The organism is Myxococcales bacterium (genome assembly GCA_016703425.1).
GTDB lineage: Bacteria > Myxococcota_A > Polyangia > Polyangiales > Polyangiaceae > JADJCA01.
Genome location: JADJCA010000029.1, coordinates 719,048 through 727,859 on the forward strand (window position 1 = coordinate 719,048; position 8,812 = coordinate 727,859).

General features: G+C 69.2%; 12 protein-coding genes. 2 read left to right on the plus strand and 10 right to left on the minus strand.

Annotation, left to right across the window (positions count from 1 at the left end):
- Positions 1 to 8: 8 nt before the first annotated feature.
- The 10 genes from IPG50_36525 to lipA form a co-directional block, all read right to left on the minus strand.
- A complete protein-coding gene (locus tag IPG50_36525) occupies positions 9 to 833 on the minus strand; it encodes a hypothetical protein (protein ID MBK6697652.1) in 825 nt (274 codons plus the stop codon).
- An 87-nt stretch (positions 834 to 920) separates the two neighbouring features.
- Positions 921 to 1,331, minus strand: coding sequence for a (deoxy)nucleoside triphosphate pyrophosphohydrolase (locus IPG50_36530; protein ID MBK6697653.1), 411 nt, complete (start codon positions 1,329 to 1,331; stop codon positions 921 to 923).
- A 42-nt stretch (positions 1,332 to 1,373) separates the two neighbouring features.
- Entirely contained in the window at positions 1,374 to 2,009 is a 636-nt protein-coding gene (locus tag IPG50_36535) for a peroxiredoxin (GenBank protein MBK6697654.1), read from the minus strand.
- Positions 2,010 to 2,123: 114 nt separating this feature from the next.
- Entirely contained in the window at positions 2,124 to 2,459 is a 336-nt protein-coding gene (locus tag IPG50_36540; GenBank protein ID MBK6697655.1) for a Rieske 2Fe-2S domain-containing protein, read from the minus strand.
- A 4-nt stretch (positions 2,460 to 2,463) separates the two neighbouring features.
- A complete protein-coding gene (locus IPG50_36545) occupies positions 2,464 to 3,162 on the minus strand; it encodes an LON peptidase substrate-binding domain-containing protein (protein MBK6697656.1) in 699 nt (232 codons plus the stop codon).
- 114 nt (positions 3,163 to 3,276) lie between these two features.
- Complete coding sequence (locus IPG50_36550) at positions 3,277 to 3,963, minus strand: SDR family oxidoreductase (GenBank protein ID MBK6697657.1); 687 nt, start codon at positions 3,961 to 3,963, stop codon at positions 3,277 to 3,279.
- Positions 3,960 to 4,538 (minus strand): GTP cyclohydrolase I, encoded by a 579-nt coding sequence (locus IPG50_36555; protein MBK6697658.1) that lies wholly within the window; start codon positions 4,536 to 4,538, stop codon positions 3,960 to 3,962. Before IPG50_36555 ends, IPG50_36550 begins: the two co-directional genes overlap by 4 nt.
- Before the next feature lie 43 nt (positions 4,539 to 4,581).
- A complete protein-coding gene (locus IPG50_36560; GenBank protein MBK6697659.1) occupies positions 4,582 to 5,787 on the minus strand; it encodes an ABC transporter permease in 1,206 nt (401 codons plus the stop codon).
- Positions 5,784 to 6,128 (minus strand): hypothetical protein, encoded by a 345-nt coding sequence (locus tag IPG50_36565; GenBank protein MBK6697660.1) that lies wholly within the window; start codon positions 6,126 to 6,128, stop codon positions 5,784 to 5,786. The genes IPG50_36560 and IPG50_36565 overlap by 4 nt, the downstream gene beginning before the upstream one ends.
- Before the next feature lie 2 nt (positions 6,129 to 6,130).
- Positions 6,131 to 7,639: a lipoyl synthase gene (lipA, locus tag IPG50_36570; GenBank protein ID MBK6697661.1), complete on the minus strand. Its 1,509-nt coding sequence runs from the start codon at positions 7,637 to 7,639 to the stop codon at positions 6,131 to 6,133.
- A 394-nt stretch (positions 7,640 to 8,033) separates the two neighbouring features.
- On the opposite strand from lipA, the gene IPG50_36575 reads away from it, so the two are divergent.
- Both IPG50_36575 and IPG50_36580 read left to right on the plus strand, forming a co-directional pair.
- Positions 8,034 to 8,399, plus strand: coding sequence for a YkgJ family cysteine cluster protein (locus IPG50_36575; GenBank protein ID MBK6697662.1), 366 nt, complete (start codon positions 8,034 to 8,036; stop codon positions 8,397 to 8,399).
- Positions 8,400 to 8,529: 130 nt separating this feature from the next.
- Positions 8,530 to 8,812, plus strand: a 283-nt coding sequence (locus tag IPG50_36580) for a hypothetical protein (protein ID MBK6697663.1), incomplete at its 3' end; no start/stop codon positions are given.

An 8,812-nucleotide genomic window follows, 5' to 3' on the forward strand; every position in this document is an offset into this window, starting at 1 on the left:
ACCTCACCTCAGCGCGCTGCGATGGTGCAGCCGAGCGAGTTGTGCATGAAGTAGCTCGTGTAAGGCGCCGAGTAGCCGAGGCCTACGTTCGAGATGGCGCCCGAGGTCCGGGCGAGATCGGAGCGACGGAGCGCAAATTCATAGCGGCCTCCCGCGCTGTCGGTGCCCTCGAAGCCCATGTAGTCGTCGACGCCCGTGTTGCCGTTGTAGACGACGGTGACGTTCCCGCTCTTGGGATCGTTCGCCTGGGCGCCGCTGCCGCGCTTCACTGTCAAGACTCCGCGACGTCGCTCGGGATCCTCAAACGCGATCGTCACGTCCCAACGGCGGCCATCGCAGGAGACGACGCGCTTGTCGACGGCTTGCGGCGCGTCTTCGCCGAGCACCAACTCGAAGGCGCGCTCGCCAGTCGCCTTGAGGCGCAGCGTGTCGCCGTCGACTTCGAGGTCGTAGATCAGGTGGTCGATGGCGCCTTCGGCAAAGTCGAAGGAGATGGTCGGCTTCCCGTCGACGCCCGCGTAGGTGAGGTAGGTGCCGCGGAGGAGCATCGACTCCTTGTTCGCCGTCGGGACGGTCAGCCACGGGTTCCAGACCCATGGCTCGTTGCGGGTCGTGACCCGCACGTACTCGAGCTCAAACTTCTTGGTGGGCTTGATCGTCAGGCTCTTGATGTACGAGCCCGACGATGGCTCTTGCCCGATGGCGTAGTGACCTGCTGGCAGGGTTCGCCTGAGGGCCTCCTCCGAGGACGCGGAGTCGGTCTCCTCAACGGGGCCGCCGCAGGCTGCGGCGGCGAACGAAAGAGTCAGGGCAGCGAGAACGCGCATCGACATGGCGCCCGGTGTAGCGCGCGCCCGCGCACACGCAACCACACCGGCTCCATTTACGGTTCGCAAGCCGGTTTGCGTTAAGCGCGTGGGTCAGCCGGTGGCCAAAATCGCCGCGACCTTCGCCAAGACGTCGATGTCGGCCGCCGGGAAGCGGCGCTTGTCGAGCTCTCCGCGATCGACCCACTCAAAGGCCGCCACGTCGAGGGCGCGCGGCTCCGGCGACGACGGCAGGAGCGTCGCCCAGAAGAACAGCAAGAGGACTGCCTTGGCGTCGGCGTCGTAGCGATGGAACGTCACCTCGACGACGTCGCCGACGGCCGCGTCGACGCCGAGCTCCTCCGCGAGCTCGCGCGCGAGCGCGTCTCTCGGATCTTCGCCCAGCTCGAGCTTGCCGCCGGGAAACTCCCAAAGCCCTTCGAGGTGCGCGCCGGCCTTGCGCTGCGTGAGAAGCACGCGGCCTGCGCGCACGATGATCCCGGCGGCGACGATGACGGTCTTCAATGGCCCTGCCTCATCGGCTAGCGTCCCGCCCTTGCGGCCCGTTCACTTGTTCGGCTGCGGCGTGATGCGGAGGTAAGGCCTGAGGGCCTTCCAGCCCTTCGGGAACTTGCCCTTGGCTTGTTCATCGGTGACCGACGGGACGATGACGCAGTCGTCGCCGTCTTTCCAGTTGACCGGCGTCGCCACCTGGTGGCTGTCGGTCAGTTGAAGCGAATCGAGCACACGCAAGACCTCGTCGAAGTTGCGGCCCGTGCTCGCCGGGTAGGTGATCATCGCGCGGATCTTCTTGTTCGGGTCGATGAAGAAGACCGAGCGCACCGTCAGCGTGTCGTTCGCCTCCGGATGGATCATGTCGTAGAGCGTCGCGACTCTTCGATCGGCGTCGCCGATGATCGGAAAGTTCATCGTGGTGCCCTGCGTCTCCTCGATGTCGCCGACCCAGCGCTTGTGCGAGTCGACGTCGTCGACGCTGACGGCGATCATCTTGGCGTTGCGCTTGCCAAACTCGCCCCCGAGCTTCGCCGCGCCGCCGAGCTCCGTCGTGCACACCGGCGTGAAGTCTTTGGGATGCGAGAAGAGAATCGCCCATTGGCTGCCCACCCACTCGTGGAAGCGCACGGGCCCCTCGGTGGAGTCTTGCGTGAAGTCCGGCGCGATCTGACCAATGTGCAGTCCCATGGACGCCTCTCCTTGTCGAAGCCGTCGGACAATATCCCGAAGGGCTCACGAGCAACAGACTTGGGCGGGGCGGCCGGGGAGCTTTGGCCCTCTCCCCGAGCCGAGCGACGCTGGTCAGGTGCCGAGGACGACGATAGGCACGTCGTCGTAGACGACCACCTCGCCGGCCTCCTCGACGACGCGGAAAGTCCGCTGGGGGCCGCAGAGTCCTTCCGGCGCGAGCAGCGCGCCGGTGCGCATCGAGAAGACGTAGCCGTGCATCGGGCACATGATGCGGTCTCCCTCGATGCCGCCCTCAGCGAGGCTCGCCCCCGCGTGGTTGCACGCGTCTTCAATGGCCAACGGCCTGCCGTCGACGAGGGCCACGACCACGTCGAAGGGCGGGTAGTCAACCCTCACCATCTTCTCGGCCTCGAGCGTGGCTCTAGGAACACGGGCAACGAGCTTCACGGCGTCAGTGAAGCACCGTGTGCTTCTGCCCCTCGAGATCAAGCCGTTGTGCGGCAAGCTCGGCGATGACGCGGGTCACTCGCCTTTCCGGATCGAGCTCTTGCAGCAGCTCCTGGCGCGCTCGCGGATCGATGATGAGATGAAACGCGCAGGCGTCGGCGATGGAGCCGGGCGTCATGGTGGTTGGCGAACGGAACGCGAAACGGGGGTCGCGTCGCTTGACCTCCGCGATGAACGCGGCCGCGCTGTGCACGAGGGAAGTGAGGTCGACGTCCGAGACAAGGCTCGGCGGCTCTTCGAGGAGCGTCGCCTTCGCGCGCCGGTACGGTCCCTCCATGGGAAGCTCCGCGAGGGAGACGCGCGCCACGCCCTGGATCACGATGTTCGAGCGACCGTCGGCGAGCACCTCCTGCTCGAGGACGAGCCCTGCGCCCGCCACCGTGGCGAGCTCCGGCTTCCGGTCCGCTGCATCGAGCCCGCCCTCGTTCGCGGTTGGGGAAATCTGCACCACCGCTAACGCGCCGTGGCTCCGCATCACGTCGCGCAACATGGTGCGGTAGCGCGGTTCGAAGACGTGAAGCGGCAAGAGCACGCCGGGGTAGAGGACGACGTCCGGCAACGGAAAGAGCGGCAGCTCCGAAAGCGCGTCGCGGAGCCGATGGGTCGGCGGGGCAGGCTCGGAGGTGACGCGGCGCGAGGTCATGCGGAGCCCTAGAGTACACGCCGCCATCGCTCCCCCAGCCGCCTTTCACAACATCGTCGGCGTCTGGCCCGAAATGAGACGGAGCGCCGCGGCTCCGTCCGTCCTCGCGTGCCGTTAACCGAACATCTCGAGGGCGCTACCGTTCATGGCGACGGGCGCGTCGAGGCCCGCGTAGACGATGCTCGCGGCTACGTCTTCCGCCGACATTTTTGCGGGAAATCCGCTGCCGACCAGCATGTCGGTGTCGACCGACCCGGGCACCACCGCGAGCGTTATGAGGCCCGTTCCGCGTAGCTCTTCAGCGAGCGATTTCATGAAGCCGTGGAGGCCCCACTTCGACGCACAATAGGACGCTTGCCGCGCCGTGCCCAACGTCGCCGAGATGCTCGAGACCATCACGACGCGGCCCGTCCGCGCCGCCAACATCGTCGGCAAGAAGGCTCGCGTGACCAAGAACGCACCCACGAGGTTCGCGTCCAAGACGGCGCGAAAGTCTTCTTCGCTCGTTTCGTGCACGAGGCCCCGCTTGACGATGCCGGCGTTGTTGACGACGACGGCCGGTGCACCCATGCGGGTCACCACGCGAGTCGCGGCGTCGGTCACCGACGCCGACCGCGCAACGTCACACACGAAGGACTGGGCGCTCACGCCGCGCGCGGAGCACGCCTCGGCGACGAGCTCCAGCGACTCTTTGGTCCGCCCGAGCAACGCGACATCGAGTCCGCGGCCCGCGAAGGCCAGCGCCGTCGCCCGGCCGATGCCCCGCCCCGCCCCGGTGACGACGGCGACACCGCGGCTCACGGCTCCCTCGCGCCGAAGAGCTGCGCGGCGCCCTCGCCGGTGATCGCACCGCGGACGGCGAGCGTCTCGACGCGCGTGCCGTGGGCCCGTTCCCCGCGAGCGATCATGCACGCGTGCGAGAGCCGAAGACGGCACGCCGAGAAGCGAGGCGCCAGCGCCTCGTGGATGGCCCCCGCGATCTCCTCACCAAGCGCCTCCTGCAAGACGAGCCGCCGGCCGAGCTCGCTGACGATCCGCGCGATGGTGCCGACGCCGACGAGCATGGCTCCCGGTGCGAACACGACGTCGCAAGAGCCGCTGGCCGGCATGAGGTGATGCGGACACGTCACCGCCACCGCGATGTCGCGCACGAAGACGAGGTCGGTGCTGCCCGCGACGGCGCTCGCCGAGAGGAGCGCGACCGCATCGACGCCGTAGCCCGCGCACAGGTCATCGTCGAAGGCCGAAGCGACTCGGGCGCCGGTGCCCGCGAGCTCCGTCGCCGCTGGGTCGAGGCCGAGCGCTCTCAAGAACGCTTCGATGGCGTCGGCGGCGGCCGCGCGATTGACGGGACCGCGGCTTTGGGAAGCAGGCATCGGGACCGAGTATGCCGAAAAAAGCGCCCCCGCGCCCGCATTGTCAGCCGCGCATGCCATCCATCGGGTCGACCATGGCCGTGCGCCACGCGGGAAGGACGCTGAGCGCGACGAACGGACCTACGATGCCGAGCGTGAGGCCGAAGAGCTGGGCCAGGTCGACCTCGGGGACGAGCGCGACGTCGCCAGAGAGCACACCGAAGCCGGCGATGGCGGCCCGAAGCCCCGGCGCGCCCAGCAGAAAGATCCACGCATACGCGAGGGCGATGCCGCCCGCTGTCGCCACGAGGCTCACCAGCAGCGACTCGGCCATCTTCACCGTGATGACGTCGCCGGTGGAGAAGCCGACGGCCTTGAGGATCGCGACCTCGCGACGCTCCTCGGCGCCGAGGTTGGTGAGCCGCTCCCAGGCGAGGATCAAGAGGGCGATCAGCGCGGGCAAGATGGCCGCCAGGGCCAGGCCGCTTCGTCGTCCGAAGGCGAGCTCGTGGGTCCTCGCCATGAGCGCGCGGTCAACGACGCGGCCGCCGTCGACCTTCTCCAGGATCGCCTGCGCGACCACGCGGGCCTCGGCGGGGTTCGTCAGCGTCACGGCGAGGTCGGTCGCGTCGCCCTTCGCGAGGCCAAAGAGTGCGCGCGCGTCGGACTCGCCGACGAGCATCACGTCGGACGCGTAGACCTCGACGCTCGACGCGAAGGTGCCGACGATCTTGAGCGGGGGCATCGGGCGCGCGCCGGCCGGCGGCAAGCGGAGCGTGTCGCCGACGGTGAGGCCGAGCGTTCGCGCCAGCGAGGCGCCGAGGACCGCCTCCGAGGGGCCGCCGAGGGGGCGCCCTTCAGAGAGCGCGCCGCTCGCCACGTCGAGGGCGGCTTTCTCACGCGTGTCGCCGATGACCACGACGTTGGCCGCGATGGCCGGCACGAAGATGTACCCCCAGACTCGTGGCTCGACGTTCTTGACCGCCTCGATGCGGACGAGCTCGGCGGCGACGGTCGCGTCGAGCGTCGCCGGACGCCCCGCGACGAGGCGCTGCACAACGAGATCGGGCGCAGCGCCGCGTACGCGAGCGGCGGCAGCGCGCAACGAATCGGTGAGAAACAAGATCGCCGCCGCCATGGTGACCGTCAGCGCTAGCGCCGCGCCGAGCGCGAGCGTCTTGCCGCGCTTGCGCGCCAGCGCGCCGCTTGCGAAGGCCACGAGCGAGCGCGTCGCCGCGAGCGAGCGCTCCTTGGGCGGCGAGGTGGTCATCGCGTCTTCGGCTCCGCGGTTCGTGAGAGGCCCTCGCCGTAGGCGGCCCGCGGCGGCGAGAGCGCGCCGCCGGCGGGATCGGGATCGGGGAACGCGGGGCCGTCGGCCTGCGCGGCCCCGGGCTCTTCGACGCTCGGTGCGCGCAGCCAGCGCGCACCGTTGGAGATGGCCACGTCGGGCGACGCGAGGTGCGCGGCGACGGCAAGGACGGCGGGCTCGTCCTTGTGGGCCCTCGTCCGGCGCGCGCGCGCGTCGACGGCACACAGCGTCAGGACGAGGAGCGACGCGACGACGCCCGCGCCATAGAGACGTTCGGGCCTCGTCGTCGAGTCGGACGCCATCGCTATCGCCGGACGAGCTGGGAGGCGGGCATCAGGAGCGCCGCGGCGGCTCTCGCCGCCAGCTCGCTGGTCGAGCGTGGTGCGCCGTTGGGGGCCTCCCCCTGGGCGCTGGCCGCGCGCCGCGCGTCGGCGAGCCGCTCGTCCATGTGCGCCTTCGCGGCGGTCTCGTCGCCCGGCACGAGAAAGCTCCGAACGAAGACCTCGGCGGCCTTGTACGAGCTGCGCACGAGGGGACCGCTCGCCGCGTACAGAAATCCCCTGCCGCGCGCGAGTTCGGCGAAACGAGCGAACGCCTCCGGCGTGACGAAACGATCCACCGGTGCGTGTTTTGGTGTAGGGCGCAGGTATTGACCCAGAGTGACGATGTCGACGCCGGCGCTTCGCAGGTCGCGCAAGGTCTGTTCGACCTCAGCGTCGGTCTCGCCGATGCCGACCATGATGCTCGACTTGGTGACGCGCTTCGGATCGCGCGCCTTCACGCGGGCCAGCACCCCGAGCGACTGAGCGTAGCTGCAGCGAGCGTCGCGGATCTTTCGTTGGAGGCGCTCGGTCACCTCGATGTTGTGGGCCCAGACGTCGGGCCGCGCGTCGACCGTGGTGTCGACGTAGTCGAGGTGGCCGCCGAAGTCGCCGAGGAGGGTCTCGACGAGCATGTCGGGACGAAGCTCCTTCAGACGCGTCACGGTGCGCGCAACGTGCGACGCGCCGCCGTCGAGGAGATCGTCGCGGTCGACCATCGTCAGGACGACGTACTGGAGCTCCATGCGCGAGAGGGCGCGCGCCACGTGCTCGGGCTCACGAACGTCGACGGCGCCGCGCGGGTCGCCGCTCGTGACGGCGCAGAATCGGCAGCCACGCGTGCACACGTCGCCGAGGAGCATCACCGTCGCCGTGCCCTCGGTCCAGCACTCGCCGATGTTCGGGCAACGCGCCTCTTCGCAAACCGTGTGCAGGTCGAGCGCGCGAAACGTGTCCTTGAGGTGCGCGTAGCTCTCGCCGCCGGGAGCACGGACCTTCAGCCACGGGGGTTTTGGCTCAAAACGGGATGTCACCGGGCGACCTCGCCCCGTACATAGTAGAGGTCGCGGGAAACGGCCAGCGGCGCCGGTTGTCTGTCGCGCCGTGGCTGCCCCGTCTAGGCGCGGTTCAGCGCGGGGCCTGGGCGACGACGTCGCTCGTCGCGTCGCCCGTCGCCGTCGCCGCTTTGGCGCGCGGCGCCAGCGTGATGTCGACGCGCCGGTCGCGATGCCAGCCGTCTTCGTCCGTGCCTTCGGCGTCGAGCTCGCCGCGCGAGGTCTTCGCCAGCTTCGCTTGTTCGACGCCCAAGAGGGCCAGGTAGCTGCCCACGCCGTCGGCCCGGTGCTCGCCGAGCACGAGGTTGTATTCGAGCTCGCCGCGGGGGTCGGCGCGACCCACGAGCGAGAGGCCTCGTCCGGCCAGGGGGCCCGTGGTGACGCAGCGCGCGACTTGAACGAGGACGTCACGGTCTTCCGGGAGGAGCGTCGCGTCATCAAAGTTGAACTTCGGTGCCTTCTCGACGTTTCCGAAGGTGATCTTGCAGAGCCGCGCGAGCTCGCGGTCGACGTGGACGCTCGGCCTTGGCAGGCGCGCGCCGGTGGTCTCGAGGGCCTCCGGCAAGGCGGGCTTTTTTGCGCAACCGACGGAAGCGAGTGCGAAGGCAACGAAAGAGAGCGAGAAGAAGCGCGTCGAGTCCATGGTTGGACCTCCCTTCCTCTCGCCGGTACGGCATCGGTCGACGAAGGGACAAGTTTCCGAACACCTGCGACGAGGACGCGGCACAAAGTCGCAGCGTCTCGGCGCGGCGTTGGAATTTTCTAGAGCCGCGCGGCTCACCGTCGCGACGCGCCACGCGGCAAGCGCTTTCCCGCGCTGCTATAGAGAGGCGTGCCGCTCGCTCCGCTCCTCGACCCGCCCGCCGCCGACGGCTCTGACTGCGTGACCTGCGGTCGCTGTTGCCATCACGGTCCCGAGACCGTGAGCCTGCGCCGCGTCGACGAGGAGCGGATGGGCGCTCGACACCTTGCGGTCTACACGGAAATGTTTCGGCGCCCGCCCTACTTTCGGTTCGTGAAAAACGACGGCGAGCGCTGCGCCGCACTCGACCTCTCGACACCGGGCGCTTACCCGTGCGCCATCTACGATGTTCGCCCCGACGGCTGCCGCATCGTCGAGCCAGCGTCGCCGGCATGCCTTGAGGCGCGCCGATTGGGGCAACTCGGCTTCAGCGTCGAGTTCACCGCGCCCAAGTAGCGAGGAAAGGCGGCCCGTCGCGCGGGGGCGGGGCCGCGGAAAAAGGCCTCGGAAAAACACGCCGCTATTGCGCGGCGCGCGCACCTCGGCCATGGAAGGCCCAATGAGCAGCGCTCGCTCTCTAATTCTCATGGGGTGTCTCCTCGCCGTGACAATGGCGGTCGCGTGCGGAGCGGAGAATCGGTCGCCCATCGGCGAGCCCGCGGGCGATGCGTCCACCGCAGGCAACGCCGACGGCGCGAAGGTGAACGAGGGCGACGGCGCCGCCGAGCCGGACGACGCGGCGGCTCCCGACGGCGCGAGCACGACGTTCCATGTTGGAGGTTTCGTCACGGGGCTGACGGGCGTCGGCCTCGTGCTCAGCATCGGCAACGAAGACGTCGTCGTGGCGGCGGCGAACGGGGCCATCGTGC